This is a genomic window from Frigoribacterium sp. PvP121 (genome assembly GCF_017833115.1).
Classification (GTDB): domain Bacteria; phylum Actinomycetota; class Actinomycetes; order Actinomycetales; family Microbacteriaceae; genus Frigoribacterium; species Frigoribacterium endophyticum.
The window spans coordinates 736,205-761,635 of the sequence record NZ_JAFIBR010000001.1; the positions used below are offsets into that span (position 1 = coordinate 736,205).

General features: G+C 74.9%; 28 protein-coding genes. 13 read left to right on the plus strand and 15 right to left on the minus strand.

Features of this window, described 5'->3' with window-relative positions; genetic code table 11:
• Positions 1-97 precede the first annotated feature (97 nt).
• Positions 98-1,609 carry a SulP family inorganic anion transporter gene (locus tag JOE43_RS03500; RefSeq protein ID WP_307803220.1) on the minus strand — a complete coding sequence of 504 codons (1,512 nt, stop codon included), beginning with the start codon at positions 1,607-1,609 and terminating at the stop codon, positions 98-100.
• Between the two features lie 95 nt (positions 1,610-1,704).
• Here JOE43_RS03500 and JOE43_RS03505 point away from each other — a divergent pair, with 95 nt between their 5' ends.
• Positions 1,705-2,121 carry a MerR family transcriptional regulator gene (locus JOE43_RS03505; protein ID WP_209514732.1) on the plus strand — a complete coding sequence of 139 codons (417 nt, stop codon included), beginning with the start codon at positions 1,705-1,707 and terminating at the stop codon, positions 2,119-2,121.
• Between the two features lie 51 nt (positions 2,122-2,172).
• Here JOE43_RS03505 and JOE43_RS03510 read toward each other — a convergent pair whose 3' ends face one another.
• Positions 2,173-3,273 (minus strand): glycoside hydrolase family 6 protein, encoded by a 1,101-nt coding sequence (locus JOE43_RS03510; protein WP_209514734.1) that lies wholly within the window; start codon positions 3,271-3,273, stop codon positions 2,173-2,175.
• Positions 3,274-3,564: 291 nt separating this feature from the next.
• Between JOE43_RS03510 and JOE43_RS03515 the strand changes: the two genes are divergently transcribed.
• Complete coding sequence (locus JOE43_RS03515; protein WP_209514736.1) at positions 3,565-4,476, plus strand: EamA family transporter; 912 nt, start codon at positions 3,565-3,567, stop codon at positions 4,474-4,476.
• Between the two features lie 47 nt (positions 4,477-4,523).
• Complete coding sequence (locus JOE43_RS03520; protein ID WP_209514737.1) at positions 4,524-5,177, plus strand: ScbR family autoregulator-binding transcription factor; 654 nt, start codon at positions 4,524-4,526, stop codon at positions 5,175-5,177.
• Positions 5,178-5,289: 112 nt separating this feature from the next.
• Here JOE43_RS03520 and JOE43_RS03525 read toward each other — a convergent pair whose 3' ends face one another.
• From JOE43_RS03525 to JOE43_RS03540, 4 genes are all read right to left on the minus strand, one after another.
• Positions 5,290-6,216 (minus strand): hypothetical protein, encoded by a 927-nt coding sequence (locus JOE43_RS03525; RefSeq protein WP_209514739.1) that lies wholly within the window; start codon positions 6,214-6,216, stop codon positions 5,290-5,292.
• Positions 6,213-6,884 carry a response regulator transcription factor gene (locus JOE43_RS03530; RefSeq protein WP_167261061.1) on the minus strand — a complete coding sequence of 224 codons (672 nt, stop codon included), beginning with the start codon at positions 6,882-6,884 and terminating at the stop codon, positions 6,213-6,215. The genes JOE43_RS03525 and JOE43_RS03530 overlap by 4 nt, the downstream gene beginning before the upstream one ends.
• Positions 6,881-8,155, minus strand: coding sequence for a sensor histidine kinase (locus JOE43_RS03535; protein ID WP_209514741.1), 1,275 nt, complete (start codon positions 8,153-8,155; stop codon positions 6,881-6,883). The genes JOE43_RS03530 and JOE43_RS03535 overlap by 4 nt, the downstream gene beginning before the upstream one ends.
• Positions 8,156-8,345: 190 nt before the next feature.
• Positions 8,346-8,966, minus strand: coding sequence for a superoxide dismutase (locus tag JOE43_RS03540; protein WP_056058344.1), 621 nt, complete (start codon positions 8,964-8,966; stop codon positions 8,346-8,348).
• A gap of 197 nt (positions 8,967-9,163) precedes the next feature.
• On the opposite strand from JOE43_RS03540, the gene JOE43_RS03545 reads away from it, so the two are divergent.
• Both JOE43_RS03545 and JOE43_RS03550 read left to right on the plus strand, forming a co-directional pair.
• Positions 9,164-9,742, plus strand: a complete 579-nt coding sequence (locus JOE43_RS03545; RefSeq protein ID WP_209514743.1) for a molybdopterin-dependent oxidoreductase — start codon at positions 9,164-9,166, stop codon at positions 9,740-9,742.
• Positions 9,739-10,560 (plus strand): FAD-binding oxidoreductase, encoded by an 822-nt coding sequence (locus JOE43_RS03550; RefSeq protein WP_209514745.1) that lies wholly within the window; start codon positions 9,739-9,741, stop codon positions 10,558-10,560. The genes JOE43_RS03545 and JOE43_RS03550 overlap by 4 nt, the downstream gene beginning before the upstream one ends.
• A 374-nt stretch (positions 10,561-10,934) precedes the next feature.
• Here JOE43_RS03550 and JOE43_RS03555 read toward each other — a convergent pair whose 3' ends face one another.
• Positions 10,935-11,612: an SDR family NAD(P)-dependent oxidoreductase gene (locus JOE43_RS03555; RefSeq protein ID WP_209514747.1), complete on the minus strand. Its 678-nt coding sequence runs from the start codon at positions 11,610-11,612 to the stop codon at positions 10,935-10,937.
• 52 nt (positions 11,613-11,664) lie between these two features.
• Positions 11,665-11,976 carry a hypothetical protein gene (locus JOE43_RS03560; protein ID WP_209514748.1) on the minus strand — a complete coding sequence of 104 codons (312 nt, stop codon included), beginning with the start codon at positions 11,974-11,976 and terminating at the stop codon, positions 11,665-11,667.
• 172 nt (positions 11,977-12,148) lie between these two features.
• On the opposite strand from JOE43_RS03560, the gene JOE43_RS03565 reads away from it, so the two are divergent.
• From JOE43_RS03565 to JOE43_RS03575, 3 genes are all read left to right on the plus strand, one after another.
• Positions 12,149-12,607, plus strand: a complete 459-nt coding sequence (locus tag JOE43_RS03565; RefSeq protein ID WP_209514750.1) for a DUF3817 domain-containing protein — start codon at positions 12,149-12,151, stop codon at positions 12,605-12,607.
• A gap of 107 nt (positions 12,608-12,714) precedes the next feature.
• On the plus strand, positions 12,715-14,946 hold the full coding sequence (locus JOE43_RS03570; RefSeq protein ID WP_209514752.1) for a heavy metal translocating P-type ATPase: 2,232 nt from the start codon (positions 12,715-12,717) through the stop codon (positions 14,944-14,946).
• A gap of 253 nt (positions 14,947-15,199) precedes the next feature.
• A complete protein-coding gene (locus tag JOE43_RS03575) occupies positions 15,200-16,039 on the plus strand; it encodes a tryptophan-rich sensory protein (RefSeq protein WP_209514754.1) in 840 nt (279 codons plus the stop codon).
• 147 nt (positions 16,040-16,186) lie between these two features.
• Here the strand turns inward: JOE43_RS03575 and JOE43_RS03580 are convergent, their stop codons facing one another.
• Positions 16,187-17,218, minus strand: a complete 1,032-nt coding sequence (locus JOE43_RS03580) for an aldo/keto reductase (RefSeq protein ID WP_209514756.1) — start codon at positions 17,216-17,218, stop codon at positions 16,187-16,189.
• Positions 17,219-17,664: 446 nt separating this feature from the next.
• Here JOE43_RS03580 and JOE43_RS03585 point away from each other — a divergent pair, with 446 nt between their 5' ends.
• On the plus strand, positions 17,665-18,669 hold the full coding sequence (locus JOE43_RS03585) for an AraC family transcriptional regulator (RefSeq protein WP_056058374.1): 1,005 nt from the start codon (positions 17,665-17,667) through the stop codon (positions 18,667-18,669).
• Between the two features lie 391 nt (positions 18,670-19,060).
• On the opposite strand, the gene dcd is transcribed toward JOE43_RS03585, so the two are convergent.
• On the minus strand, positions 19,061-19,663 hold the full coding sequence (gene dcd / locus JOE43_RS03590) for a dCTP deaminase (protein WP_209514758.1): 603 nt from the start codon (positions 19,661-19,663) through the stop codon (positions 19,061-19,063).
• 155 nt (positions 19,664-19,818) lie between these two features.
• Here dcd and JOE43_RS03595 point away from each other — a divergent pair, with 155 nt between their 5' ends.
• The gene (locus JOE43_RS03595; protein ID WP_185230815.1) at positions 19,819-20,799 is read left to right on the plus strand and encodes an NAD(P)H-quinone oxidoreductase; all 981 of its coding nucleotides are present in this window, start codon (positions 19,819-19,821) and stop codon (positions 20,797-20,799) included.
• Between the two features lie 211 nt (positions 20,800-21,010).
• On the opposite strand, the gene JOE43_RS03600 is transcribed toward JOE43_RS03595, so the two are convergent.
• The 5 genes from JOE43_RS03600 to JOE43_RS03620 are packed head-to-tail and all read right to left on the minus strand — an operon-like array spanning position 21,011 to position 23,520.
• On the minus strand, positions 21,011-21,670 hold the full coding sequence (locus tag JOE43_RS03600) for a hypothetical protein (protein ID WP_209514760.1): 660 nt from the start codon (positions 21,668-21,670) through the stop codon (positions 21,011-21,013).
• Positions 21,667-22,347, minus strand: coding sequence for a hypothetical protein (locus tag JOE43_RS03605; RefSeq protein WP_209514762.1), 681 nt, complete (start codon positions 22,345-22,347; stop codon positions 21,667-21,669). The genes JOE43_RS03600 and JOE43_RS03605 overlap by 4 nt, the downstream gene beginning before the upstream one ends.
• Positions 22,344-22,784 (minus strand): hypothetical protein, encoded by a 441-nt coding sequence (locus tag JOE43_RS03610; RefSeq protein WP_209514764.1) that lies wholly within the window; start codon positions 22,782-22,784, stop codon positions 22,344-22,346. The genes JOE43_RS03605 and JOE43_RS03610 overlap by 4 nt, the downstream gene beginning before the upstream one ends.
• The gene (locus JOE43_RS03615; protein ID WP_209514765.1) at positions 22,781-22,972 is read right to left on the minus strand and encodes a hypothetical protein; all 192 of its coding nucleotides are present in this window, start codon (positions 22,970-22,972) and stop codon (positions 22,781-22,783) included. The genes JOE43_RS03610 and JOE43_RS03615 overlap by 4 nt, the downstream gene beginning before the upstream one ends.
• Complete coding sequence (locus JOE43_RS03620; RefSeq protein WP_209514766.1) at positions 22,969-23,520, minus strand: Asp23/Gls24 family envelope stress response protein; 552 nt, start codon at positions 23,518-23,520, stop codon at positions 22,969-22,971. The genes JOE43_RS03615 and JOE43_RS03620 overlap by 4 nt, the downstream gene beginning before the upstream one ends.
• 168 nt (positions 23,521-23,688) lie before the next feature.
• Between JOE43_RS03620 and JOE43_RS03625 the strand changes: the two genes are divergently transcribed.
• The 3 genes from JOE43_RS03625 to JOE43_RS03635 are packed head-to-tail and all read left to right on the plus strand — an operon-like array spanning position 23,689 to position 25,327.
• Entirely contained in the window at positions 23,689-24,246 is a 558-nt protein-coding gene (locus tag JOE43_RS03625; RefSeq protein ID WP_209514768.1) for an RNA polymerase sigma factor, read from the plus strand.
• Entirely contained in the window at positions 24,243-24,926 is a 684-nt protein-coding gene (locus JOE43_RS03630; RefSeq protein ID WP_209514770.1) for an Asp23/Gls24 family envelope stress response protein, read from the plus strand. The genes JOE43_RS03625 and JOE43_RS03630 overlap by 4 nt, the downstream gene beginning before the upstream one ends.
• Positions 24,926-25,327, plus strand: coding sequence for a hypothetical protein (locus JOE43_RS03635; RefSeq protein ID WP_209514772.1), 402 nt, complete (start codon positions 24,926-24,928; stop codon positions 25,325-25,327). Before JOE43_RS03630 ends, JOE43_RS03635 begins: the two co-directional genes overlap by 1 nt.
• Positions 25,328-25,431: the final 104 nt, after the last annotated feature.

A 25,431-nucleotide genomic window follows, 5' to 3' on the forward strand; every position in this document is an offset into this window, starting at 1 on the left:
TCAGCGATCCCAGAGACCACTTCTCCGCGAGCCAGCAGAGCGAGCCCGCCCGGCAGCCCGCGCCGACGAGCCCCCGACCTGCCTACAGCCCCGCGACCTACTCCCCGAACTGCCCGGTCAACCTCGACCGGAACGCGTGGCTGCGGTCGTCGAGCCCGACGAACTCCACCGCCACGTCGTGGGCCGCGAACTTCGTCTCGACCGAGTCGAGGGCGGCGACGCTCGAGGCGTCCCACACCTGGGCCCGGCTCAGGTCGACGACGACCGAGGCCGGGTCGTCGCGGTACGCGAAGTGCTCGACCAGGTCGTTGCTGCTGCCGAAGAACAGCGGCCCGACCACGTCGTAGCGCACGGCACCGGTCGCCGCGTCGACCGTCCGCTCCACCCGGATGACGTGCGCGATGCGCCGCGCGAACAGCACCATCGCCAGCAGCACGCCGACCGCGACGCCGATCGCGAGGTTGCCGGTCGCGACGACCACGACGACCGTCACCACCATCACGAGCGTCTCGGGCAGCGGCATCCGCCGCAGCGTCGACGGCCTGACGCTGTGCCAGTCGACCGTCGAGATCGCCACGATCATCATGACCGCGGCCAGCGCGACCATCGGGATCCGCGCCATCACCGAGCTCAGCCCCGTCACCAGCAGCAGCAGGAAGAGCCCGGCCACCACGGTCGACACCCTCGTGCGGGCCCGTCCGATCTTCACGTTCACGACGGTCTGCCCGATCATCGCGCAGCCCGCGATGCCGCCGTAGAAGCCGGCGGCGATGTTCGCGACGCCGAGGGCCCACGACTCCTTGCCCTTGTGCGACGGCGTCTCGGTGATGTCGTCGACCAGCTTGGCCGTCAGCAGCGTCTCCATCAGGCCCACGAACGCCACGCTGAGCGCCGTCGGCAGGATGATCACGAGCGTGTCGAGCGACACCGGCACGAGCCACGGCGTGAGCCCGGGCAGCCCGCCGCCCATCGGGCCCTCGTCGCCGACGGTGTGCACGTCGTTCAGGCCGGCGAACACCACGATCGCCGTCACGACCACGATCGCGATCAGCGGTGCGGGCACCGCCTTCGTCAGCCGCGGCAGCAGCACCACGATCGCGATCGTCAGCGCGAACAGCGGGTAGACCACCCACGGCACGTCGACCACGTGGGGCACCTGCGCGACGAAGATCAGGATGCCGAGCGCGTTGACGAACCCGATCATCACCGACCGTGGGATGAACCGCATCAGCCGCGCCAGCCCCGCCGTGCCGAACGCGACCTGGATCACGCCGGCCAGCAGCACCGCCGGCAGCACGTACTCCACGCCGTGCTGCTGCACGAGCGGCGCCACGACGAGCGCGACCGAGCCGGCCGCCGCCGTCACCATCGCCGGGCGACCGCCGAGCAGCGACATGACGACGGCGAGCACGACCGACGAGACCAGGCTGACCATCGGGTCGACGCCCGCGATGACCGAGAACGAGATCACCTCGGGCACGAGGGCGAGCGTGGTGACGATGCCGGCCAGCGCCTCCCTCGTGAGCAGGCGCGGCGAGCGGAGCACGCCGAGCACGGTGTCGTCGGCGTGCACGGGCACGACGGAGGAGGGGGAGGCGGGAGACGTCACGGGGCTCCTGAGGAGAGTCTGGAAGAGTGGGGGAGCACGGCGACCCTGCCGTACGATCAACCCTACCCTCACGTGAGGGTAGAGATGGGCCACGCATGAGCGACGTCGACCAGCCGATGATGCAGATCGGCGAGCTGGCGGAGCGCGCCGACATGTCGCTGCGTACCATCCGCCACTACGACGAGGTCGGCCTGCTCGCCCCCACGGGCCGCACCGAGGGCGGCTTCCGGCTCTACACCGAGGCCGACTTCCAGCGCCTCATGGTGATCCGTCGCATGAAGCCGCTCGGCTTCTCCCTCGACGAGATGGCCGAGCTGCTGCGCGTCGTCGCCGACCTCGAGTCCGCGACCGCGGCAGGCCCTGAAGGAGGCGCGGAGGGCTCCCCGGAGCACGTCGCCGCCGTCCGCGCCCGCCTCGACTCCTTCATCGAGCAGACCGTCGAGCGACGAGCCCGCCTCGAGCGCCAGCTCGGCATGGCCGACGAGTTCCTGGAGCTGCTGCGCAGCCGCTGACGCCGGTGCGGCGGGCCCGACCCGCGACTCCCGATGTCCCGGCCGGCCCCGCTACTGCTGCGAGCCCTCGTCCTCGACGCGGCGGGTGACGAGGCCCTCCGCGAACGACGGCCACCAGGTGCCCGCCGCGGGCCCGCCGTTGCAGGTGCCGTCGCTGATGCCGGGCGTCTTGACCCAGAGCAGGGCGTCGAGCCCCCCGCTGCCCCCGGCGACGTGCGGGTCCTGGCCGAGCGCCGCCCCGTCGGGGTTGCACCAGGTGCCCTGCCAGCCGCGGCCGTTGCGCGAGACGTCGATCACGAAGTGGCTGTCGCCGGTGAGGGCGGAGAGGCGCTCGGCGTAGGCGCGCTCCTCGTCGACCCGGTAGAAGCCCGACACGTTCGTGAAGAAGCCGCGGGCGTCCTCGACCCCGGCGGCGAGCAGGCGCTCCGACATCGTCTGCGCGTCGACCCAGTTCGAGTTGCCCCCGTCGAGGTAGGCGGGCACGCCCGCCGCCGCGAAGTCCTCGACGGCCTGGCGCAGCAGCGGCAGCCTCTCCTCGACGAGGTCGGGGCAGCGGCTGAGGATGCCGAGCGAGTCGGGCTCGACGATCACCACGGCGTCGTGGCCGCGGATCGTCTCGGCGATGGTGCGGTTCCACGCCGGGTACTCGTCGACCGTGAGCCCGCCCGCCGAGTAGTTGCCGCAGTCGCGGTCGGGGATGGCGTACGTGACGAAGACCGCCGTCGCGCCCTGGGCGTCGGCCGCGTCGAGGAAGTCGGTGACCACCTTCACCAGCTGCTCGTCGTCGTAGCCGTCGCCGATCCACATCGCGACGGGCTGCGCCGCGATCACGCCCGCCGCGTCGGCCTGGCCGGGCTGGCCCGCCGCGTCGAGCTCGGCCTGCGCCCGCGACGCGAGCGAGCCCGGCTCGACGGCGAGCCCGCCGGGGAAGACGAGGTCGGTGGGGGCGGTGCGCATCGTCTCGCGCGTCACGCGGTCGGGCGCGGCGGTCGGCGTGGCCGAGGCGGAGTCGCGGTCGGAGTCGCGGTCACCGTCGCCGTGGTCGGCGGACGACGTGCAGCCGACGAGGGCGAGCAGAGCGGCGGCGACGACCGCGCCGAGGGCGGCCCGGGCCGCACGGGGGCCGAGGGCGGCGCGGGGAGTGGTCGACATCGGAGCCTGTTCCCGGGCACGCTCGTCGACGGCCCGACGCTGGTGGACCCCCATGACAGCACGGCGGGGCCCTCCGGCACAGGCAGCCGAACGGGGGACCACCGGCGTCCCCCGGGCCCGGGCCGGGCCCGCCGGCGCGGTCGGGAGGGGCCTGCCGGAGGCGCGGTGCGAGCACCCGGCACCGCTCGCGACACCGCCGGGGCAGGGCCGCCCGTCGACCGGTGGCCTGCTCGGCCGGATCGCCAGCGCGTCGGCTGGTGCCCCCGCCCCCCGCTCGGCCAGGCTGGCGTCATGACGCCCCGCGACCGCCTCCTCGCCCTCGTCGTCGCGGTCTGCTGGGGCGTGAACTTCCCGATGACGGCGCTGGCGCTCGAGCACTTCCCGCCGATCTTCCTCGTCGCGCTGCGCTTCTCGCTGCTGGCCGTCCCGACGCTGCTGTTCGTGCCGCGCCCGGCCATCCCGTGGCGCAGCCTGCTGCTCGTGGGCCTCGGGCTGGGGATCCTCCAGTTCGGCTTCCTCTACCTCGGCATGGCGGCGGGCATGCCCTCCGGCCTCGCGTCGCTCGTGCTCCAGGCGTCGGCCCCGGCGACCGTCGTGATCGCGGCGTTCTGGCTGCGCGAGCGCATCACCCGGCGCCAGGCGATCGGCATCGGCGTCGCGGTGCTCGCGCTCGCCGTGATCGCGGTGCACCGGGCGCAGGTGGCCGCGCTGCTGCCCGTCGTGCTCGTGCTCTGCGGCACCCTCGGCTGGGGCCTCGGCAACGTGGCGGTGCGGCGGGCGGCCGCCCCCGACCCGCTCCGGCTCACGCTCTGGATGTCGGTCGTGCCGCCGATCCCGATGCTCGCCCTCTCGCTCGCGGTCGAGGGCCCCGGGCGCATCGGCCGCAGCATGGCGACCGTCGGCACGCTCGACGCCCTGCCGAGCGTCGTCGGCCTGCTGTACGTCGTGCTGGTCGCGACGGTGCTCGGCTACGGCCTCTGGACCCGCCTGCTCGCGGCCTACCCGTCGAGCACGGTCGCGCCGTTCTCGATGCTCGTGCCCGTGGTCGGGGTGCTCGCGTCGTGGGCGGCCTTCGACGAGGTGCCCGACGTGGTCGAGGTCGTCGCGGGCGTGGCCGTCGTGGGGGGCGTGCTGTACGCCAGCCGGGCTCCGCGCCCGGGCCGACCCGCGACTCCTGCCCTGCCGGTGACGCCCGCGGCCTGACCGGGGGCGGGCGTCACACCCCGGGCCCGCCGGTACTGTGTCTCTCCGTGCCCCAGCAAGAGCGTGCCCGAGCGACGCGCGCGGCGATCCTCCACGCCGCCGCCGAGGTCTTCGACGAGCGCGGCTACGGCTCGACGTCGCTCGACGTCGTCGCCGACACGGCGGGCGTGACCAAGGGCGCCCTGTACTTCCACTTCCCGTCGAAGGCCGCGCTGGCCGACGCGGTCATCGCCGAGCAGCACCGCCTGGCGCGCGCCTACGCCGACCGGGTCTCGGCCGAGGCCGGCTCGTGCGCGGAGGCGATCGTGCTGTCGTGCGCGTCGCTCGCGACCCAGCTGACCTGCGAGGTGGCGGTCACGGCGGGCATCCGCCTCACCACCGAGGTGCCCGACCGCGCGCTCACCGTCGCGCCGCCGTACCTCGACTGGCTCGACCAGATGGGCCGGCTCATCCGCGGAGCGGTCGACGAGGGCGCCTTCCGCGCCGACCTCGACGTCGACGCCGCGACGCACCTGCTCGTCGGGGCCTACACGGGCGTGCAGACCCTCTCCGGGGCGACGACCGGGCGGGCCGACGTGTTCGAGCGGCTCGCGCAGCTGCTCTCGGTGCTGCTGCCGTGGATGGCGGCCCCCGGGTCCGAGGGCCTGACCACGTCGCTCGTCGCGCTGGTCAGGCCCACGGACCTCCCCTCGGCCCCCTAGGCGCCCCCCGGCGCCGCGGTCCCTCTGTCCTCCAGGGTACATACCCGCGGGACGGTTTCGGCAGGCCCCCGGCCGGGGGGCGAGGGGCGGGCAGGAGGCGCGGGCCGGCAGGTCAGGGAGCCGGCGGCGTCAGCCGGGCCAGCGCGTAGGCGACGGTCCGCTTCGCCGCCGCGACCGCGCCCGTGTCGACCTGCGAGAGGCGTTCGCCGTAGTCGTGGGGAACGGTGAGCTGGTGCTCCCACTCGGCGTCGTAGAGGGCGTCGAGGTACCCCGACGACTCGCGGCAGGCGGCGTCGGCGGTGGCGACGTCGAGCTCGGCCTCGGTGACCGGCGTCGTCGGGTCGGACGACGCGAACGCGCCGGCCATCGCGTCGGTCGGCATGCCCGCCGGGGTGGGCGGCAGCTCCCAGCCGGCCGCGGCGACGGGCTGCAGGCACTCGAGCCAGGCGGGGACGGTGTCGAGCACCGCGTCGTCGTCGCGGGCGTCGCGGAAGGCGGCGTCGCTGAGGCGCGTGGCGATGTCGCCGACCGTCCCGGTGCCCGTCCCGAGGTAGCCGGAGAGCAGCTCGGGGTGCTCCGAGTACAGCTTGTCGACGCAGCGGTCCCTCGCGGCGCTCTCGGCGGCCGAGACCGGCCTCAGGACGAACTCCCGCCAGGCAGCCTCGCCCGGGTCGTCGGTCGGCGGCACGTGGTAGCCCCGAGCCTCGGCCTGGTCGAGGTCGAAGGCCCGGGTCGGCTGGCGTTCGGCCGCGGTGGTCGCCGCGTCCACGTCTCGCCAGGGCACCCGCGAGCCGTCACCGCCCTCGTCGGTACGGCACTTCTCGATCATCAGCTCCTGTGCGTAGCCGACGCGGATGTCGCCGACGCCGATGTACTGGTCGAGCGGCATGACCCAGGAGGAGCGGTCCTGCGTGGCGGTCGTCGGCAGGCGCCACGATCGCGTCGACGGCAGCCCCGCCACGACGACCCCGGCCACGACGAGGGCGACGGCGACGGCGGTGACCCTCTTGGCGACCCGCTCGCGGTCTCGCTCCGTCACCCGCGCCTCCGCTCGGCCCCGGAGACGAGGCCGTTCTCGTAGGCGAACACGACGATCTGCACGCGGCTGCGCAGGGCCAGCTTCTGCAGCACGGCGCGCACGTGGCTCTTCACCGTGGCCTCGCTGAGGAAGGCCTCGGCGGCGATCTCGGTGTTGCTCAGGCCGCGGGCGATGAGCAGCGTCATCTCGCGCTCGCGCGGCGAGAGCGGGGCCAGCGGGTCGACGGGCGGCGTGGGGGCGGGCACGGCGTACCGGTGCACGACGTCGAGCGCGGCGTCGGCGGTCGAGACGGGCTCGCCCGCGAACGCGGCCCTGATGGTGCCGAGCACCTCGTCGGGCGTGGCGTCCTTCGTGAGGAAGGCGTACGCCCCGGCCTTGAGCGCCCCGTACACGGCCTCGTCACGCTGGATCGTCGTCAGCGCGACCACCCGCGGCAGCTCGTCGGGCGAGACGCCCTCGAGCAGCCGGGCGGTGGCCTCGAGGCCGTTCATGACCGGCATGCGCAGGTCCATCAGCACGACGTCGGGGCTCGTGCGCGCCGCCAGCTCGAGCGCCTGCCGCCCGTCGACGGCGGTGCCGACGCAGGCCATGTCGGGCTGCGCCTCGATCAGCATCTCGAGCCCGCTGGCGAACAGCGGCTGGTCGTCGACGACGGCGACGCGGATCATGGGGTGCTCTTCTCGGTCAGGTCGGGCGGGGTCAGGTCGCGGGAGGTCGGGGCGCGCTCGCCCCGTGACGGCACGAAGGCGGTCACCTCGAACGAGGCGCCGTCGTCGGCGGGGCCGGCCGTCAGCCAGCCGCCGGCCAGGCGCGCCCGCTCGGTCATGCCGCGGATGCCGGCCCCGCCCTCGCGGCCCTCGCGGGCGGCGACGAGTGGGGAGCCGCGCCCCCGCGAGCGGACGGAGAGCGACAGCCCCTCGCCGCGGTGGTCGAGCACGACCGCGACCGTGCTCGTGGTGCCGGCGTGCTTCAGGGCGTTGGTGAGGCTCTCCTGCACGATGCGGTAGACCGCGAGCTCCTGCGAGGGGGCGAGGGCGGGCGTGCCCTCGACGACGACGTCGAGCTGCATGCCGGCCTCGCGCATCGCGGCGGCCAGCACCCCGAGGTCGGCGAGGGTCTGGCGCGGGGCGGTCACGTCGTCGTCGTGCGTGATGCGCTCGACCAGCCGCCGCACGTCGAGCAGCGCCGTGCGGCCGACCTCGGCGATCGTGGCGAGCGAGGCGTCGGCGGCCTCGGGGCGTGTGGCCCGCAGCGCGATCGCCCCCTGGGCCTGCGACACGACGACGGCGAGCGAGTGCGCGAGGGCGTCGTGCACGTCGCGCGAGATGCGCGCGCGCTCCTGCTCGAGCCGCAGCTCGAGGTCGGCCGCCTCGAAGCGGGTCTCGGTGGCCTCGAGCGCCGCGCGGATGACGACCACCCGGCGGATGCTCGCGAAGGCCACCCCGATCGCCCACGCCCCGGCGAACACGCCGAAGAGGGCGGCCATCAGCAGCGAGAACTCGATGCGGAGGCCCGCGGTGCCGGCACCGACCCAGGTGCTCCAGCTCTGCGGCCGCGTCAGCGTCGGCACGGTGAGCAGCCAGGCGGCGAGCCCGGCCGTCACCCCGGCGACCAGCAGCGCGGCGAGGCGCAGCCACGGCGAGGGCCGGACGGCGACGAACGCCATCACCAGCGCGACGGCGACGTAGGCCGTCCAGGTGTCCTGCCCGGGGGCCTCGGCGAGGCCGAGCAGCTGCAGCACGGGCACGACCACCACGAGCGCGAGGGCGGTCGACGGCATCCACCACGAGAGGCCGATCGCGAGGGCGAACAGCCCGAAGACGACGCTGTTGTCGGCGACGCCGCCGCGGCCCCACGAGGCCGCCACCCAGAACACGAAGTAGACGGTCGCCGCGGTCGGGGCGACCGCGTGCCGTCCCCACCGCCTGACGTCGATCATGTGAACGAGGCTAGGTGAGGGGCGGGCCGCACCGCGCCTCCCGGGGGTCAGGTTCATCCCGGAGGCGCATGCCCGGGGGGGTGGGGAGGGACGGAGAGGGGAGGTCGTCCCCAGAGTCGGACGCGACAGGGCCGCGCCTCCGGCCCGTCGTGACGGGGGAGGCGCAGCCCTGGCGAGGCAGCGGGTGCGACTAGAAGGTCAGCAGGCCCTGCGTCTTGGTGGTCGCGGCGGCGTAGCGCTGCGCGACGTTCTCCCAGTTCACGATGTTCCAGAAGGCCTTCACGTAGTCGGCGCGGACGTTCTGGTAGTCGAGGTAGTAGGCGTGCTCCCAGACGTCGAGCATCAGCAGCGGAACGAGGCCGAACGGCACGTTGCCCTGCTGGTCGAAGAGCTGGAAGACGCTGAGGCGCTGACCGATGACGTCGTACGCGAGCACCGACCAGCCGGAGCCCTGCACGCCGAGCGCGGTGGCCGTGAAGTGCGCCTTGAACTTCTCGAGGTCGCCGAAGTCGCGGCCGATGGCCTCGAGCAGGTCGCCGACGGGCTCGCTGGTCTCGGGGGTCAGGTTCGTCCAGAAGATCGAGTGGTTGACGTGGCCGCCGAGGTTGAACGCGAGGTCCTTCTCGAGCTTGTTGACGTTGGCGAGGTCGCCCTTGTCGCGCGCCTCGGCGAGGGCGGCGTTGGCCGTGTTCGCCCCGGTCACGTACGTGTTGTGGTGCTTGGAGTGGTGCAGCTCCATGATCTGCGCGCTGATGTGCGGCGCGAGAGCGGAGTAGTCGTAGGGGAGGTCGGGCAGGGTGTACTCAGCCATGGGGGAGTCCTTTCGCTGGGGGTCTCCCACCACCGTACGACCCCCGTGCACCTGCAGGTCAACCGCCTCCCAGGCCAGTCCCAGGCTGGTGGTCTCGCCGGGCGTCGGGGGGCCCCGCTACTGTGGGCCGGGTCGGGGCGCACGAGCCCCGCGCGACGCCGCCGCACGGCGTCGCCCCAGGGTGCAGGAGGCGCGCGATGGCAGGGTTCACCGGCTTCGGCCGACGTCGGGAGGCCGACCCGCGCCTCCCCCCGGGGCAGCACCTCGAGCAGGGCTTCCCCGTGCTCTCGGCCGGCCCGACCCCGAACATCAAGCGGTGGGAGCTGCAGGTCGGCACCGAGCAGGGCCAGCGCTCGCTCACCTGGGCCGACTTCCAGGCCCTGCCGCACGAGGCGATCGAGACCGACATCCACTGCGTCACGAGCTGGAGCAAGCTCGGCACCCACTGGTCGGGCGTCTCGCTCGACACCCTCTTCGACGGCCTCGAGACCGACCACGGCTACGCGATGGCGACGAGCTACGGCGGCTACACGACCAACCTCCCGCTCGACGAGCTGCTCGGCGGCAAGGCGTGGGTCGTCGACACCTACGAGGGCGAGCCCCTGCACGCCGAGCACGGCGGGCCCGCACGGCTCTTCGTGCCCGGGCTCTACTTCTGGAAGAGCGCGAAGTGGCTGCAGGGCGTCCAGACCATGGCGACCGACCGCCGCGGCTTCTGGGAGAGCATGGGCTACCACGGCCACGGAGACCCCTGGCGCGAAGAACGCTACGCGTGAGCGGTGACGACCCTTATGCCTGGCGGCCCGGCACGGTCGCGTCGACGACCCCGCTGAGCGGCACCGGCCGGTCGATCACCCTCGCCGTGCCGGGGCTGCGGGCGGCGCGCGCCGGTCAGCACGTCGACCTCCGGCTGACCGCCGACGACGGTTACCAGGCCGTCAGGTCGTACTCGCTCTCCGACGTGCGGGGCACCCACGGTGATCCGCTCGCCGCCGCCCTCGAGATCTCGGTCGAGCAGCTGCCCGACGGCGAGGTCTCGCCGTACCTGGTCGAGGCCGCCGAGCCGGGCGACCCCGTCGAGGTGCGCGGCCCGATCGGCGGCTGGTTCGTGTGGCCGCCGACGGAGTTCGACCCCGACTCGGCCGTGCACGCGGTGCTGCCCGAGCCCGCGGGGGCCCCGGCGCCGACGCGGTCGCCCGTGCAGCTGATCGGCGGAGGGTCGGGAGTCGCGCCCCTGGTCGCGATGATCCGCTCGCGGTCGGAGCGCGACGACGCGCCCCCGATGCGCCTGATCTGCTCGGTGCGGACGCCCGACGACCAGTGGTTCGCACCGGAGCTCGACGAGCTCGCCGCCGCCGCGAGGCCCGACCTCACGGTCGACTGGGTCTTCACGCGCGGAGCGCCGGAGGGAGCGGCCCGGCCCGCCGGGCGCCTGACCCGAGAGCGACTGCTCGAGCTGGCGCTGCCCGCCGAGCAGCACCCGCTCGTCTACGTCTGCGGCACGAACGGCTTCGTCGAGACGATCGCGGGCTGGCTCGTCGACGCCGGGCACGACCCGACCCGGGTGCGCACGGAGCGGTTCGGCGGGGCGTAGCGGGGGCGGCGCGGCCGTGGGGCTGCCGAGCCGCGGGGGCTGCCGTGGTGCGCCGGGCCCGGGACGAGCACGCGGCACCGCCTCGGTGACCACAGGGGGGTCTCCGCGACGATGCCGCTCGTGTGCTGATCCGGTGCTGTGCGTGACGCTACGCCGCCTGCCTCCGTGCCGGGCTCAGGCTCCCCGCTCCCTTGCCGAGTGGTCGCGAACTGCTCTTCCTGACCCGCACGAGCAGCACTTCGTGACCACTCGCCCCCGTCGCTGCGTCGACGCGCGAGCGGCGCAGGCTCGAGTGGTCGCGATCTGCTCTTCCCGCCCCGCGCGAGCAGCAGTTCGTGACCACTCGCCGGCCGCGTGGGCGCCGAGCCGACGCCTCAGTCGGCGCTGACCTGCTCCCGGAAGGTGTCGCGCCGGGTGTGGAGCCCCCAGAGCCGTTCGGCCAGCGCCTCCGGCGTCTTCTCCGGGTCGTCGGGCGTGATCGCCCCGCCGATGATCAGCTGCGACACCTGGATGCCCTCGTCGGCCAGCTCGTCGTGCAGCAGCTGCGCGTACGCGGCCTGGCCGGCGAAGGCGATCGACGTGCCGGTGACGGTGCGCCCGGGCGTGACGGCCGAGCCGCCGTTGACGAAGAGGATCGTGCCGCCGTGGCCGTCCGGCCCCCGCCCGAGGAAGCGCATGCCCGGCAGCACCTGGTGCACGGCCGCGACCGACCCGTAGATCGAGAACTCGACGGGCCCGACGAGGTCGGCGGGCGTCGTCTCGAGCACGGGCCGCATGAAGTCCTTCTGCGGCAGCGGGCTGTACTGCAGCACCTGGATGGGCCCGAGCGCCTCGGTCGCCGCCTCGAGCGCCCGGGCCACGGAGGCGGGGTCGCGCACGTCGGAGACGAAGCCCTGCGCGGTGACGCCGTCGGCCTCGAGCTCGGCCGCGAGGGCGTCGAGCCGCCCCTGGTGACGGGAGATCAGCGCGACGCTGAACCCCTCCCGCCCGAATCGACGGGCAACGGCAGCGCCGAGCCCCTTGCCGGCACCGATGATCGCGAGAGTAGTCATGCCCCCCAGCCAAGCAAGGAGGCGCGGGTCGGCACCCAGGGAGCGCCGGGCCTCAGCGCGGGTCGTCGCCCTGCCACACGGGCGGGCCCGGGCGCGGATGCCGGATCGTCTGCACCAGGCCGGTGATCGCGACCGCGAGGGCGGCGAGCACGGCGATCGTGAGGACGACGCCGAACGGGGTGACCGGGTCGCCGCGACCGAGGTGCCGTCCGACCAGGACGAGGTCGAGCAGCAGCGGGAAGGCCAGGATCCCCCAGCCGACGGGCGAGCCGCGGAAGGTGGGCCAGGTGAGGCGGAGGCGGCCCGGGGCGGCGTCGCTCGGGGCGTCGTGCCGTGCCGTGTCGTGCTTCTCGTGGTCGCTCATGGAGTCCCCTCGTCGTCGTCGCTGACCTGACCAGGGTACGCTGCGCCTCCTGAGGATCCTTCGGAACAGAAGGGGCACCTCCTGCTGGGTGCGTGGTGTGCACGACGGGAGGCGCCGCCCAGCGGCGGCCTGCGACCATGAGCGGAGTCCCGTCGACCCCCCTGGAGCCCCCGTGTCGCCTCGCACCCTCTTCCGTTCGTTCGCCGTCGCCGAGGTGGTCACCTGGGCCCTGCTCATCGGCGGCATGCTGCTCAAGTACGTCGCCCGGGTCGGCGACTGGCCGGTCAGCGTCGCCGGGCCGATCCACGGCTTCGTCTTCCTCGCGTACCTGGTGGCCGGCGTGGTCGTCGCGGTCAACCAGCGCTGGAGCCTCGGCGTGACGGCCGCCGCCCTCGCCAGCGCCGTCGTGCCGTTCGCCTCGCTGCCCGTCGAGCGCTGGATCGACCGCCGCGGCGGCCTCCGCGGCGACTGGCGCCGCACCGCGACCGACGACCCGCGTGACCGGAGGCCGGCCGACCGCCTCCTCCGCTGGCTCCTCGGGCACCTGGCGCTCGCAGTGGCCCTGCTCGCGGCCGCGGTGGTCGTGGTCTTCGTCGTGCTGCTGATCGTCGGGCCGCCCGTCGGGGGCTGATCCCGGGCGGCCGGGCGGCCGCCGCGAGACCGTCGGCCGGTGACCGCGAGGAGTCGCGGGTCGGCAGATCTGGACGGCGAGACCGATACCCCCCTAGGGTATGCAGCATGACTCCCCGGCACGACGACTCCGCGCACGACGACCACGGCGACCACGGCGACCACTCGGACCTCGCGACGGCGGCGCACGGGCAGGAGGCGCACGGCGTCGGGGACGACCACTCCGAGCACGACGCGCACGCGGGCCACGGCGGACACGACGCGCACGGCGGACACGACGCGCACGGCGGACACGACGCGCACGCGGGCCACCACGGCCACGGCGGCCACGGCGACCACGCCGCCCAGTTCCGCGACAAGTTCTGGGTGAGCCTCGTCGTCGCGATCCCGGTCGTGGTCTTCAGCTCGATGTTCGCGGGGCTGCTCGGCTACGACGTGCCCTCCTTCCCCGGCGCCGAGTGGATCTCGCCCGTGCTCGGCACCTTCCTCTTCGTCTGGGGCGGCTGGCCGTTCCTCTCCGGCGGCGTCGCCGAGGCGCGGGCGAAGCAGCCCGGCATGATGCTGCTCATCGCGATGGCCATCACCGTCGCCTTCGTCGCGAGCTGGGCGACGACGCTCGGCATCGGCGGCCTCGACCTCGACTTCTGGTGGGAGCTCGCCCTCCTCGTCGTGATCATGCTGCTCGGCCACTGGATCGAGATGCGCGCCCTCGGCGCCGCCTCCGGCGCCCTCGACGCGCTCGCCGCGCTGCTGCCCGACACGGCCGACCGCGTCGACGAGACCGGCCCGGACGGCTCGACCCGCGACTCCGGCACGACCGAGGTGGCGATCGCGGACCTCGTGGCCGGCGACGTCGTGCTCGTCCGCTCGGGCGCGCGCGTGCCGGCCGACGGCACGATCGTCGACGGCTCCGCCGAGATGGACGAGTCGATGATCACCGGCGAGAGCCGCACCGTCTCGCGCTCCGAGGGCGACCGCGTCGTGGCGGGCACCGTCGCGACCGACGGCGCGCTGCGGGTGCGCGTCACGGCGGTCGGCGACGACACGGCGCTCGCGGGCATCCAGCGGCTGGTGGCCGAGGCGCAGTCGTCGTCGTCGCGGGCGCAGGCGCTCGCCGACCGCGCCGCCGCGCTGCTCTTCTGGTTCGCCGCGGGGGCGGGCGTCGTCACGTTCGTCGTGTGGCTGCTGCTCGGCGACCTCGACCAGGCGATCACGCGCACCGTGACCGTGCTGGTCATCGCCTGCCCGCACGCCCTCGGCCTGGCCATCCCGCTGGTGATCGCGATCTCGACCGAGCGCGCCGCGAAGGCCGGTGTGCTGGTCAAGGACCGCCTGGCCCTCGAGCGCATGCGCACCGTCGACACCGTGCTGTTCGACAAGACGGGCACCCTCACGAAGGGCGAGCCCGCGGTGACGGACGTGGCCCGCGCCTCCTCGTCCGACCTCGTCGACCACGACGCGGCCGTCCGCCTCGCGGCGGCGGTCGAGCGCGACAGCGAGCACCCGGTCGCCCGGGCGCTGGTGCGCGCGGCGGAGGCCGCTGCGGGGCAGGGCGGGGCGCCGGAGTCGCGGGTCGAGTCGTTCCGCTCGCTCACGGGCAGCGGCGTCACGGCTCGTGTCGACGGGGTCGAGGTGAGCGTCGGGGGCCCCGGCCTGCTCCGCGACCAGGGCCTCGAGGTGCCCGGCGACCTGGCGACGGCGACCGAGCCGTGGCGGGCCGACGGCGCCGCCGTGCTGTACCTCGTGCGCGCCGGAGCGGTGGAGGCGGCGTACGCGCTGCGCGACGAGGTCCGGCCGGAGTCGGCGGAGGCCGTGCGACGCCTGCACGACGCGGGCGTGCGGGTCGCGATGGTGACCGGTGACGCGCAGCAGGTCGCCGACGCGGTCGGGCGCGAGCTGGGCATCGACGAGGTGTTCGCCGAGGTGCGCCCGGACGAGAAGGACGCGCGCGTCGCCGAGCTGCAGCAGGGCGGCCAGCGGGTCGCGATGGTCGGCGACGGCGTCAACGACGCTCCCGCGCTGGCCCGGGCCGACGTCGGCGTCGCGATCGGCGCGGGCACCGACGTGGCGGTCGAGTCGGCGGGCGTCGTGCTCGCGTCGAACGACCCGCGGGCGGTGCTGTCGGTGATCTCGCTGTCGCGGGTGGGGTACCGCAAGATGATCCAGAACCTCGTCTGGGGCGCGGGCTACAACGTGCTGTCGGTGCCGCTCGCGGCGGGCGTCCTGGCGCCGGTCGGCTTCGTTCTGTCGCCCGCGGCGGGGGCGGTGCTGATGAGCCTGTCGACGGTGATCGTGGCCCTGAACGCGCAGCTGCTGCGCCGCTGGCGGCCCGCCGCCTGAGCGGGGTGCGCCGGCCCCGCGCCCGCGTCGGTCAGTTGCCAATTTGGGGGCCTCTCGGGCCGCCGTAGGCCCTCAATGTGGCAACTGACTGACGCTCGCGCACGCGCGAGGCGCACGTGGCCCAGCGCTGGGTCCTCGGGTCGGCGGGCGGGGCTGGGGGCTGCCCCGCGACTCCTCGGGGCCCGGTCGCTGAGGCTGGGAAGCGCCTGATGATTCAGCAGCTAAGACATCTCGGCGGCGTACCGTCACCGACATGAGCACAGCCACGCGAGCCGAACCGCACCCTCCCCAGCCGAGCGACGTCGTCCGTCAGATCGTGGTGGTGGTCGCGGCCGTGCTGGCCGTCGTCCTCGCCGCGGTGGGGTCGGGCGCCTTCGGCGGCACCTCCGTCTCCGGAGCCTCCGGCGGGGCGCTCAGCGCCGACGCCACCCCGATCGCCCCCGCGACCACCGCCTTCTCGATCTGGTCGGTCATCTACCTCGGCCTCGTCGCCTACGCCGTCTACCAGGCGCTGCCCGGCCAGCGCAGCGTCGACCGCCACCGTCGCCTCGGGTACTGGGTCGCCGCCTCCATGCTGCTCAACGCGGCCTGGCTCTTCGCCGCCGTGCAGCTCGGCAACGTGTGGCTCAGCGTCGTCGTGATCGTCGCCCTGCTCGCCGTGCTGGTGCGGATCTTCGTCACCCTCTTCCGCACCCCGACGCACGGCTGGGTCGACGCGCTCGTCACCGACGGCACGATGGGCCTCTACCTCGGCTGGGTCTCGGTCGCGACCGCCGCCAACATCGCCGCGGCGCTGGTCGAGTCGGGCTTCGACGGCCTCGGGGCCCCGAGCAGCGTCTGGTCGACCGTCGTGCTCGCGGTCGCCGGCCTGTCGGGCGTGGCCGTCGCCCTCGCCGGCCGCGGTCGCCTCGCGCCCATGCTCTCGCTGGTCTGGGGCCTCTCGTGGGTCGCCGTCGGACGCTTCACCGGCCAGCCGCTCGACACCGCCGCCGGGGTCACGGCACTGGTCGCGGCGGTCGTCGTGCTGCTCGTGGCCGTCGCCGTCCGGGTGCGCCACGGCCGCGTCGGCGCGACGGCCGACCTGCACCGCTGACGCGCGGAGTGGTCACGATCTGCTCCCCCCTCGCGCCGGGAGCAGCAGATCGTGACCACTCGAGCACGTGCGGGAGGCGCGGTGCCGGTCTGACCGACACCGCGCCTCCCACGGTCGCACCGTGCGGTGCCAGTCTGAGCCCGGGGGTCAGCGACCGCCGTCGATGCGGCGGCCGCGCTGGGCGACCCCGGCGGCGCCGTAGGGGTAGTCGTCGATGCGCGGGGCGCTCGCGTCGCCGAGGCGCGTGAGCTCGTCGGCGGTGAGCACGAGGCCCGACGCACCGAGGTTGTCGTCGAGCTGCTCGACCGTCCGGGCACCGAGGATCACCGAGGTCACGGCCGGCTGCGCCAGCAGCCAGGCGAGCGCGACCTGCGAGGCCGAGGCGCCGTGGGCGTCGGCAATCGCGGTGACCGCGTCGATGACCGTCCAGGTGCGCTCGTCCGCGTTGCGCGCCTCCCACGCCTCCATGCCCCGCGTCGGGTCCTCACCGAGACGGGTCGAGCCGGTGGGCGCCTGGTCGCGCCGGTACTTGCCGCTCAGCCAGCCGCCGGCCAGCGGCGACCAGGGCAGCAGGCCGATGCCGGCGTCGAGCGAGGCCGGCACGACCTCGTGCTCGATGTCGCGCACGAGCAGGTTGTACTGCGGCTGCAGCGTGACGGGCGGCGCGAAGCCGAGGGCGTCGGCGCGGCCGACGGCCTTCGTGACCTGCCAGCCGAGGTAGTTCGAGAAGCCGTAGTAGCCGATCTTGCCTGCGCTGATCGCGTCGTCGAGGAACCGCAGGGTCTCGTCGATCGGCGTCAGGGCGTCCCACGCGTGCATCTGGTAGAGGTCGACGTGCTCGGTGCCGAGGCGCCGGAGCGAGTCGTCGAGGGCGCGGGCGAGGTGCCGCCGCGAGAGCCCGACGTCGTTCGGGCCGTCGCCCATGGGGAAGCGGCCCTTCGTCGCGAGCACGACCTGCGCCGCGTCGGTGGGGCGGGCGGCGAGCCAGCGCCCGATGATCTCTTCGGAGACCCCGGCGCTGTAGACGTCGGCGGTGTCGACGAGCGTGCCGCCGCCCGCGACGAACGCGTCGAGGATCTGGTGAGAGGTGGTCTCGTCGGCTTCTGCGCCGAACGTCATGGTGCCCAGTGTCAGCTCCGACACGGAGGCACCGCTGTTGCCGAGGGTCCTGTAGTCCATGGCCGCGACGCTACGCCGTGCGTCGGCGGCAGGACTGCGGGAGGCGCGGGGCGGGGGACAGCCCCGCCTCACGGACCCCTGGGGAGGACTCCCCGGAAATATTCTGAGACTTTCTCCAAACCGTTCCGACCGGTGCTCCGAAGACTGCACACCACGGCGGTTCGGGCTGGCCGTGGTGAGCACCGAGTCGGGACCCTGGCGGGTCCCCCGACGTCGGTGTGCGAGCCGGGGTGTGGGTTGGTTCAGGTCTCCACCCCGGCTCGTCCCTCCCCGGCTCGTCCCTCCCCACCGCGGCCCGCCTCCGGGGCACATCGGCGTCCGCCGAAGGGGGGGCAACTCCGGAGGCGTCGCACTATGCTGACGCCGTCGGGGGATCAGCCCGACGCTCCGACGCCGTTCCCTGACCCCGAGCGGCCCGGCGCCCACCTCGACGAGAGGCGTGACCGATGCCGTCGCCCCCGTACCCGTCGCAGCCCGTGACGCCGTCGCCCTTCGACGACCCGCGCATCCGCGGCCTGGAGACCACCGACCCCGACGTCGCCCACGAGGCGATGCGGCGCACCTTCCGCATGCGCGAGCTCGTGCCGGGCGACGCCCACGAGTTCTACTACCGCCGAGCGGTGTCGGGCGAGCACCGCTTCGCCGTCGGCGAGATGCGGTACACCGGCACGCTGCGTGCCGAGAGCGAGCCGCTGCCCTTCTTCGGCATCTGCCGTCTGCTCGGCGGGGGCTTCCGGGTGCAGGCGGGCGACGCCGACCACCGGGCGGAGCTGCTGAAGCCGTTCGCGTTCCCCACCACCACGAACAAGCGGACCGAGTGGGACGACGTCCACCTCGCCCAGCTCATGCTCGACCGGGCCGCCGTGGAGGCCGAGCTGGTGGGGCTGTCGCTCACCGCGCCTCCCGCAGGCCTGCACGTGATCGGCATGGAGCCCCAGAGCGAGGCCCTCGGCCGGTACTGGCGCGGGCACATGCGGCACCTCTACCAGGACGTCGTGCGCAACGACGCGGCGATGGCGAGCCCGTTGATCAGGGGGCAGGCGTTCCGGTCGCTGGTGGCGGCGTTCGTGACGACCTTCCCGACGACGGCGGTCGGCACGAGCGAGGCGTCGAGCGCCCGGCCCGTGCCGTCGACGGTGCGGCGCGCGCTCGCCTACGTCGAGGAGCACGCCCACGACGACATCGGCGTCGTCGAGATCGCCGAGGCGGCCCGGCTGACGCCGCGGGGGCTGCAGCTGGCGTTCCGCCGGCACCTCGACACGACGCCCATGGCGGTGCTGCGGGCGGCGCGGCTGCGCGGGGCGCACCACGACCTTCAGGTCGCTGACCCGACGCGCGGGCACACCGTGGCGGGGATCGCCCAGAGCTGGGGCTTCGCGAACGCGGGGCGCTTCACGGCGGCGTACGTGGCGCACTACGGGCGGTCGCCGCGCGAGACGCTGGAGTCGTAGGGGCGAATGTGGGTGCGGGTGCCGGGACGCGCCCGGAGGTAGTTCTGGGGAGACTCCTCCACTCTGGAGTGGAGGAGCGTGCGCGGGGGTGGGGCACCGGGGCAGGCGTCCTCCACTCCGGAGTGGATCAGCGCTCAGGGCGCACAGCACCGGACGGCGAGCAGCGGGCGAGGCGCCGCCGCGACGAGGAATGGAAGGGGGTGCGGGCGAGAGACCCGACATCGCCGCCCGCACCCAGCAACTCGCAGTCCTGAACCCGTACCGCGAGGCCATCCCAGTGTGATACGAAGGCGAGCTTTCTGCAGGTCGACCGGACACGGAGCGAATGCCTTGCCCTCCGGGCGAAGCCCCCCGAGACGCGTGTCCCCCGACGGGCGGACCGAGCCCGCGCTCAGGCGCCCGCCGTCTCCGCCCCGCCCGACACGTCGGTGTGCACGAACCCCTGGAACGACCGGCTCGCCGTCGGCCCGCGCTGCCCCTGGTAGCGCGATCCGTACTCCTGCGACCCGTAGGGGTGCTCGGCCGGCGAGCTGAGGCGGAAGAAGCAGAGCTGCCCGATCTTCATGCCGGGCCACAGCTTGATCGGCAGCGTCGCGACGTTCGACAGCTCGAGCGTCACGTGCCCCGTGAAGCCCGGGTCGATGAACCCCGCCGTCGAGTGCGTCAGCAGGCCGAGGCGGCCGAGCGAGCTCTTGCCCTCCAGCCGGGCGGCGACGTCGTCGGGCAGGGTGACGCGCTCATAGGTGCTGCCCAGCACGAACTCGCCCGGGTGCAGGATGAACGGCTCGTCGGCCGGCGTCTCGACCAGGCGCGTCAGCTCGGGCTGGTCGGCCGCGGGGTCGATGAACGGGTACTTGTGGTTGTCGAACAGCCGGAACAGCCGGTCGAGCCGCACGTCGATGCTCGACGGCTGGATCAGCGTCGGCTCGTAGGGGTCGAGGCCGATGCGCCCGGCGTCGAGCTCGAGCTTGATGTCGTGGTCGGAGAGCAGCACGCGGCCAGCCTAGACGGCGGGCAGGTCGGGCCCCGGTGCGGGCCCGACGGAGGGCCTGGGGGAGTCGCGGGCCCCGCCCCGGGGAGGGGGCGCCTCCCCGGGTCGTCCCCAGGTCGCCCGGCTCGCGCTCGGCCCGGACGGGGCAGGATGGCCCCATGCGTGCCGTCACCGTCCCCGTTCCCGGAGGGCCCCGTGCCCTCGTCGTCAGCGAGGTCCCGGAGCCCGTGCCCGGCCCCCGCGAGGTCGTCGTCGACGTCGCCGCCGCCGGCGTGAACCGCGCCGACGTGAACCAGCGCGAGGGGCACTACCCGTCGCCCGCCGGGGCCCCGTCGTGGCCCGGGCTCGAGGTCAGCGGCACGGTCGTGGCCCTGGGCAGCGAGGTGACCACCGCCTCCCTCGGCGACCACGTCGTCGCCCTGCTCAGCGGCGGCGGCTACGCCGACCGCGTGGCCGTCGACGAGGGCCTGCTGCTGCCCTACCTCAAGGGGCTCGACCTCGTCGAGGCCGCCGGGCTGCCCGAGGCCGTCGCCACCGTCTGGTCGAACCTCGTCATGTCGGCGCAGCTGCAGGCCGGCGAGACGCTGCTCGTGCACGGCGGGTCGAGCGGGGTCGGGTCGATCGCGATCCAGATCGGGAAGGCGCTCGGCGCCACCGTCTACGCCACCGCCGGCACCCCCGCGAAGGTCGAGTTCTGCGAGCAGCTCGGCGCCGACCGCGGCATCGACTACCGGGCGGAGGACTTCGTCGCCGTCACCCAGGAGCTCACCGGCGGCCGCGGCGTCGACGTCGTGCTCGACCTCGTCGGCGGCGACTACCTGGCGCGCGACGTCGACGCGCTCGCCGTGGGCGGCCGCGTCATGGTGATCGCGTCGCAGGGCGGCTCGTCGGCCACGATCGACGTCGCCCGCCTGATGGGCAAGCGGGGCCGCATCTGGGGCACCACGCTGCGCGCCCGCCCGCTCGAGGAGCGCCGCGCGATCATGGCCGAGGTGCGCGAGCACGTCTGGCCGATGGTCGCGTCGGGGGCCGTGCGCCCGGTGCTCGACAGCGTGTTCCCGCTCGAGTTCGCCGCGACGGCGCACGAGCGCATGGAGTCCGGCGAGCACTCGGGGAAGATCCTGCTCGCGGTGCGCTGAGCCCCGCGCTGTACCCGCGCTGGGCTGCGCTCGCGCGCCGCTGAGTCGGCGCTGCGCAGGCGCCGCCGCCGCCGCCGCCGCTGAACCTGCTGCCGCCCGGGCCTCAGCCACCCGGTCGAACCACCGACTGATCAAAGAACCACGTTTCTCAGTGGTTCTTTGATCAGTCGATGGTTCTGGGGCGGGTGCGGGCGCCGCGCGGCAGGCGCGGCTAGGCGACGCGCGGGTCGCTGCCGCGCTTCACGAGCGACGCGCCGACCACCTCGACGAGCACCGGCACCTCCTCGCCGAGCACCCGGTCGAGACCGCGCACCACGTCGCTCGCCGCCGCGACGACGGGCGCCGGGGCCGCGCCCGCGGTCACCCGCACGCGCACCTTGAGCGCCGGGCGGCCGCGGACCGTCCACGCCGACACGTGCACCGAGGTCACGTCGCGTCGGGCCGAGAGCGCGTCGGCCACGGCCGTCTCGGCGAAGGCGGCCGAGATCGCGATGGACCCGGCCGGCTCGTCGTGCACCACCAGGCGGCCGGTGCGTCCGCCGCCGTGGGCGACCGCGGCCACGACGAACACGATCACGAGCAGCAGGCAGAGCGCCGCGAGGGCCACCGCGAGCCAGCTGCCCGCTCCGCCCGCGCCGCCCGCGCCGCCCATGCTGTCCGCGCCGCCCGCGCCGGACGGGTCGAGCGGCGTCGCCGCGACGGCGTCCGCGACCGCCGAGGAGGCGTCGGCCAGCCAGCCGCGGACGGTCCCGCCCAGGGAGCCCGAGCCCCCGGGCAGCGTCGCCACGATCAGGAACGCCCCGACGGCGAGGGCGACGACGCCCACGACGACGAGCAGCAGGCGGTTGAGGAACCGGTTCGACGAGGTCACGCGTCCAGCCTCCCGTGGTCGGCGACGCGCGAGGTCACGCGGAGGGCGGGCTCCACGGGCCGGCTCTCGAGCTCCGAGCGGACGGCGGCGAGCACGCCCTGCTCGTCGACCGTCACCCCGGAGGCGGGGGTCAGCTCGACGCGCGCCTCCCGTCGCGAGACCCAGACGGTCACCTGCCCGGCGCCGAGGCGCCCGGCCGTGCGGGCGACCCGCGCGAGCGACGCCGCCAGCACCGTGTCGTCGACGACCGCGGCGACGCGCTCGTCGGCGACCTCGTGGCGCCCGCGGTGGCCGGCGGTCAGGCCGAGCAGCACCAGCACGACGCCGACGACCGCCGAGGCGACGCCGGCGGCGACGACGAGCCCGGGGGCCCGGGCCAGGGCGGTCGTGAGGGTGCCGAGCACGTCGACGGGCGACGCGAGCAGCGCGGGGCGGCCGAGGGCGGCGAGCACGGCCTCCGTGCCGAGCCAGGCGGCGGCGAGGGCGGCGACGACCAGCACGACGACGGCGCTGGCCGAGCGGCTCGCGCGGCTCTCGCGGCGGACGAGCCGCCGGTAGGGCGCCGTGACGTCCGAGTCGGGGCCCGAGCGGCCGTCGGCGTCGGGCGCGGTGACGACAGACGCGGTGCCGTCGAGCCCGGTGGCGCCGGCCCCCGTGGTGTCGGAGGCGGTGCTCACGCGACCCTCCCGGTGCGGTCGAGCAGGGAACGGCTGACGGTCACGTCGACGCGCGAGACGGTGCGCCCGGTGATCTCGGAGACCCGCCTCGTCAACGTCGACTGGAGCTCGCGCACGAGGCCGACGACGCCTCCCGCCGGCATCTGCACCGACCCGGAGAGCGCGGGCACCCGCACGGGCGTGGTGACGCGGAGCGCCAGGTGGCCGGCGTCGTCGGAGGCGTCGATGCGCACCTCGGTGCGGTCGACGCGCAGCTGCTCGGCGACGACGGAGGCGGCGACCCGGGTGAGCACGCGGGCCGCGAGGCTCACGTGCCCGGGCACGACGGGCCCGCGCCCGGCGGCGTCGCCGTACGCGTCACGGAGCGTCGACGGGCCCGATGCGCCCGGCGACGCCGGCGACGCCGACGCCGCGGCCGACCCGGCCCCGGCGCTCACGACGACGAGCGCCGGCCGCGCAGCGCGTCGAGCAGCCCGCCCAGGTCGGTGCGGCCGGAGACCACGCGGCCGACGAGCCCGCCGACCGCGATGCAGAGAGCGACGACCAGCAGGGCGACGAAGCCCCACTCGAGGCCGACGACCGCGAGCACGGCGCCGACCGCCATGCCGACGACGGTGGCGCTCACGAGACGCGGCCCGGGGCGGCGGCGCCGGCCGCCTCGTCGTCGTCCTCGCCGGGGATGTGGACGTCGGCGATCGCCACGTTGACCTCGGCGACCTGCATGCCGACGAGGTCCTCGACGGCCCGGGCCACGGCGGCGCGCACCTGCTCGGCGACGAGGGTCATCGGCTGCGGGTACTCGACGACGATCGTGACGTCGGCGGCGACCTGGGTCTCGCCGACCTCGACGCGCACGCCCTGGCTGAGGTCGCTGCTGCCGATCGCGTCGCGGAGGGCGCCGAACGCCCGGGCCGCTCCGCCGCCGAGGGCGTGCACGCCGGGCACCTCGCGGGCCGCGATGCCGGCCACCTTCGCGATGACGCCGTCGGCGATGACGGTCTTGCCGGGCGAGGCGACGCCCGCGGTGCCGACGCCGCTCACCGGGGTCGTGGAGGCGACGGGCGCCTTGTCGACACGGCTGGCGCCGGCGGCGGGGATCGTCGCGCCCGACGGCGTGGTGCCGACGGTGGCGGGGGCGGCGGCGGTGCTCGGGGTCTTGTCGGTGGCGGCCATGGGCTGCTCCTTCTCGTCGGTGCGTGGGTGGTGCCGGGTGCGGTCCAGGGGCGCCCGGCGGTACGGTCGTCAGTGAGACGGACGCCGAGGCCCGGGTGTCACGGTCCCCGTCCCCTTCCATTTCCTACACGGCCCGGCTCTGCCGGGCCCGGTGACCGAGGAGGCGCGATGGCGGTCGACCTGTCCGGTGCAGCTGACGGGGTGCTCGCGACCCGTGCCGCCGAGGGCGACGAGCGCGCCTTCGAGGTGCTGCTGCGCCGCCACCTGGGCCTGATGACCGCCTACGCGACGCGCCTGACGCGCTCCCGGGCCGACGCCTCCGACGCCGTCCAGGAGGCCTCGGTCGTGATCTGGCGCGAGCTGCCGCGGCTGCAGACGCCCGACGCGGTGCGCGGCTGGATGATGACGATCGTGTCGCGCAAGGCCTACGACCTGATCCGCAGCCGCCGCGTCGCCGACGACGTCGACGAGCTCGAGGTGCCCTCGCAGAGCGGCGCGGTCGACGACCCCGAGCGCGTCGCCGCCTCCACCGACGCCATGGGCGCCCTGCGCACGGCGCTCGCCCGGCTGCCCGCCTCGCAGCGCGAGGTGTGGACCCTGCGCGAGGTGGGAGGCGAGTCGTACGCTGACATCGCCGAGCGCACCGGCACCAGCGTGACCGCCGTCCGGGGCCTGCTCGCGCGGGCCCGTGAGACCCTGACCCGAGAGATGGAGGCCTGGCGATGAGCGACGACCCGACGCGCACACCGCTGACGCCCGCCGGCGCGGCCCCGAGCGACCCGCCGGTCGACCCGCCGGTCGACCCGGCCGACGTCGACCCCGCCGCCGAGCTGGAGGTCGTCGACGACGGCCCGATCTCGATGGAGCGGCTCAGCGACTACCTCGACGCCGGGCGCGAGCCGTACGACCCCGAGATCGAGTCCGACCCGTCGGCGCTGGCGCAGCTGGCGGCCCTCGCGCGCCTCCGCTCGATGACCGCGGGCCTCCTGGCGGAGGACGCCGCCGCCGAGCCCGCCCCCGACCCCTCCTGGATCGCCGGCGTCATGAGCCGGGTGCGGCTCGAGTCGCGCACCGGCCGCGAGATCCCGCTCTCGTCGCCCGACCCGCGGAGCACCCTGCACGTGACCGAGGGCGCGGTGCGCTCGCTGATCCGCGAGGCCGGCGACTCGGTGCCCGGCTCCGTCGTCATCTCGTGCGGCATCGTCGGCGACGTCGACCGGCCCGACGCGGTCGTCAGCGTCGAGGTCGCGATCAGCGCGCTCTTCGGCACGACCGTGCCCGACGTGGCCGACGCCGTGCGCGAGGCGGTCGCCGCGCACCTGGTGGCGCAGACGGAGCTCGTCGTCGAGGCCGTCGACGTGACCGTGCGCGACGTGCACCTGCTCGACACCGACGGAGGACTCTGATGGCCGACCCGCTCGACGACGACCACCTCTCGCTGCTCGCGGCCGAGCTCGGCGCGCTCGCGGCCGCCTGCCCGGGCGTGCAGCGCGTGCAGGCGAGGCCCGGCTTCGGGTCGCTCGTGCGCCAGGCCGTCGAGGGCCTCGGCGCCGTCGTCGGCGGCGGGCCGGGGGGAGGCGCGGACGCGTCGTCGTCGGCCGCAGCGCTCGAGGGCGGTCGCCCGGTGCCCCTCGTGGGCATCGCCGTCGCGGAGGCGGAGACCCGCGTCACTCTCGACATCGCCGTGGGCGAGGGCGCGCAGGGCCCGGCGGTGGCCCGCGAGGTGGCCGCGCGCCTCCTCGAGCGGGTCGCGGCGGAGCCGCTGCCGCCCGCCTCCGTCGACGTGCGGATCGTCGGCCTCACCTAGCGCGCCGTGGCGGGTGCCGCGCGCGTACCGAGGTGCCGCTTGCCGGGGCCTGCGAGGCACCGAGGGCCCAGGACGGGGCACCTCGAGGGAGTCGCGACGCCGGG

Bases quoted from the DNA above. Each gene is read 5' to 3' on its own strand.
- JOE43_RS03505 (WP_209514732.1), top strand. From the start codon at position 1,705: ATGAGCGACGTCGACCAGCCGATGATGCAGATCGGCGAGCTGGCGGAG.
- JOE43_RS03510 (WP_209514734.1), bottom strand. From the start codon at position 3,273: ATGTCGACCACTCCCCGCGCCGCCCTCGGCCCCCGTGCGGCCCGGGCC.
- JOE43_RS03515 (WP_209514736.1), top strand. From the start codon at position 3,565: ATGACGCCCCGCGACCGCCTCCTCGCCCTCGTCGTCGCGGTCTGCTGG.
- JOE43_RS03530 (WP_167261061.1), bottom strand. From the start codon at position 6,884: ATGATCCGCGTCGCCGTCGTCGACGACCAGCCGCTGTTCGCCAGCGGG.
- JOE43_RS03535 (WP_209514741.1), bottom strand. From the start codon at position 8,155: ATGATCGACGTCAGGCGGTGGGGACGGCACGCGGTCGCCCCGACCGCG.
- JOE43_RS03540 (WP_056058344.1), bottom strand. From the start codon at position 8,966: ATGGCTGAGTACACCCTGCCCGACCTCCCCTACGACTACTCCGCTCTC.
- JOE43_RS03545 (WP_209514743.1), top strand. From the start codon at position 9,164: ATGGCAGGGTTCACCGGCTTCGGCCGACGTCGGGAGGCCGACCCGCGC.
- JOE43_RS03555 (WP_209514747.1), bottom strand. From the start codon at position 11,612: ATGACTACTCTCGCGATCATCGGTGCCGGCAAGGGGCTCGGCGCTGCC.
- JOE43_RS03560 (WP_209514748.1), bottom strand. From the start codon at position 11,976: ATGAGCGACCACGAGAAGCACGACACGGCACGGCACGACGCCCCGAGC.
- JOE43_RS03570 (WP_209514752.1), top strand. From the start codon at position 12,715: ATGACTCCCCGGCACGACGACTCCGCGCACGACGACCACGGCGACCAC.
- JOE43_RS03575 (WP_209514754.1), top strand. From the start codon at position 15,200: ATGAGCACAGCCACGCGAGCCGAACCGCACCCTCCCCAGCCGAGCGAC.
- JOE43_RS03580 (WP_209514756.1), bottom strand. From the start codon at position 17,218: ATGGACTACAGGACCCTCGGCAACAGCGGTGCCTCCGTGTCGGAGCTG.
- JOE43_RS03585 (WP_056058374.1), top strand. From the start codon at position 17,665: ATGCCGTCGCCCCCGTACCCGTCGCAGCCCGTGACGCCGTCGCCCTTC.
- JOE43_RS03595 (WP_185230815.1), top strand. From the start codon at position 19,819: ATGCGTGCCGTCACCGTCCCCGTTCCCGGAGGGCCCCGTGCCCTCGTC.
- JOE43_RS03620 (WP_209514766.1), bottom strand. From the start codon at position 23,520: ATGGCCGCCACCGACAAGACCCCGAGCACCGCCGCCGCCCCCGCCACC.
- JOE43_RS03625 (WP_209514768.1), top strand. From the start codon at position 23,689: ATGGCGGTCGACCTGTCCGGTGCAGCTGACGGGGTGCTCGCGACCCGT.
- JOE43_RS03630 (WP_209514770.1), top strand. From the start codon at position 24,243: ATGAGCGACGACCCGACGCGCACACCGCTGACGCCCGCCGGCGCGGCC.
- JOE43_RS03635 (WP_209514772.1), top strand. From the start codon at position 24,926: ATGGCCGACCCGCTCGACGACGACCACCTCTCGCTGCTCGCGGCCGAG.